Here is a 1831-nt window from a genome sequence, read left to right as displayed (position 1 = left end):
CTGGTGTACCTGGGCGATGGACGCCACCGCCACCGGCGTTTCATTGAACCAGGCAAATCGCTCACGCCAGTCCCTGCCCCAGGAACGTCGCAAGGCTTTCTCGATCAATGGAAAAGGGACAGGCTGGGCATCATTCTGCAATTGCTGAAACGCTTCAATGTATTCCAGCGGCAGCACATCAGGTCGGCAGCTGAAAAATTGGGCAGCCTTGACCCAGAAAGCCCCATTGCGACGGCACAACGCGACCAGAATCTCCGCGCCGCGACGATGACAGGCAACACGGTCCCCACTACGTAGCCCGGACGCATATACCGCCCCAATTCTGGTCACCGCAGCAACAGCACGAATGTACCGCGATCGCCCTGCAGCCAGCCCACCCAGGCCCACGATGCTTTTCCTGATCATTCTGTTTTTGTCACTTGTATTGCCATTCCTGCATTATGCCTGTGATTTCATACTTGAATCACAGGGGGCTTGACCGTACTGTTCCCAAACTTTGCCGCTGGTGAGCGATTATGTCAGGAACAGTTATACGTGCTGGAGAACCCCATACCATTCGCACTCGCGGCATTACCCTGCTGCGTTCCGGCCACAAGGAAGTACGGCGACTGAAACGGGCCAACCACACGCCATCAATTCACGGCAACAAGGTGTGGAATTCCAGTTACCTGATCATGGACCATCTGACCAAAAAGAAGCTCTCTGCGGATCAGCACCTGATGGATATCGGTTGCGGGTGGGGGCCACTGTCCATTTTCACGGCAAAACGCTTTGACTGCCGGGTAACCGCAGTGGATGCCGACCCGGATGTGTACCCCTACCTGGATTTGCATGCCAGCATCAACAAGGTGGACGTGACGCCGCTGCAAGCCCGTTTCGAGAAGCTAACACAAGCCAGACTGGCGGATGTGGATATCGTTGCAGGGGCGGACATCTGCTTCTGGGATGAACTGACGCCAGTGCTGTATAACCTGATTCGTCGCAGCCTGCGTGCTGGCGTCAAACAGATAATCATTGCCGACCCGGGCCGTTCTCCGTTCTATGCACTGGCGGAAAAATGCGAAGCCGGCAAGCTGAACAGCCGCGTGGTCGAACGCCGTACCCAAACCCCGAAGGCCCTGTGCGCGGATCTGTTAATCATCGACAATTGAATTTTCCAGCCTCGCCACCATGTTCTTTCTACGGACCATGGAAGTGACAGGATTATGACCGACAACGATAGCGCCCATCAGCATAGCGACAAACGCCCCTCAAACAGTGCAGGGCAACAGTCCGGCAGCCTCACTGTACCGGAGCACACCCCGCCACAGCGCATTTACCTGATTCCGGTCAAACACCGCCCTTTTATGCCGGGGCTGGTGCAACCGGTCATGCTGGAAAAAGAGCGCTGGCAACAAACCCTTGAGCGAGTCAGCCAGACCCCGCACCAGTCCCTGGGGCTGGTGTATGTCGGCGAAAAGAACCCGGACTCGGTAACCGCCGAGGATTTCCCCGAGTTCGGCTGTCTGGTAAAAGTCCATGCCCTCAACGAGGAAAACGACCAGTTTCAACTGGTAGCCCAGGGCACCGCACGCTTTCGCATCAACAGCTGGTTGAGTCGAAAACATCCGTTCATGGCGGATGTGAGCTACCCGGAACCCCGCGCCGAAGCCGATGAAACCATCCGCGCTTACGGGATGGCGATCATCAACACCATCAAGGAACTACTGCCGCTCAACCCGCTGTACAACGAAGGGTTGCGCCACTACCTGCAGAATTTTTCGCCAAGCGAGCCCTCGCCGCTTACCGATTTTGCCGCCGCCCTGACCAGTGCCAACGGCGTAGAGCTACA

The 1831-nt window shown here is 56.7% G+C and carries 3 protein-coding genes; 2 read left to right on the top strand and 1 reads right to left on the bottom strand.

What is annotated here, in order from left to right; all coding sequences use genetic code 11:
* A partial coding sequence (locus A3754_RS20860) for an AarF/UbiB family protein (protein WP_197468752.1) occupies positions 1 to 405 on the bottom strand: 405 nt, incomplete at its 3' end.
* A gap of 110 nt (positions 406 to 515) precedes the next feature.
* On the opposite strand from A3754_RS20860, the gene A3754_RS20855 reads away from it, so the two are divergent.
* Both A3754_RS20855 and A3754_RS20850 read left to right on the top strand, forming a co-directional pair.
* Positions 516 to 1151 carry a methyltransferase gene (locus A3754_RS20855; RefSeq protein ID WP_063518943.1) on the top strand — a complete coding sequence of 212 codons (636 nt, stop codon included), beginning with the start codon at positions 516 to 518 and terminating at the stop codon, positions 1149 to 1151.
* Between the two features lie 54 nt (positions 1152 to 1205).
* Positions 1206 to 1831: LON peptidase substrate-binding domain-containing protein (locus tag A3754_RS20850; protein WP_197468751.1), on the top strand; the 626-nt coding region annotated here is incomplete at its 3' end.

The sequence above is a fragment of the Alcanivorax sp. HI0083 genome, from assembly GCF_001635175.1.
This window is presented reverse-complemented; position numbering and strand designations above follow the sequence as displayed.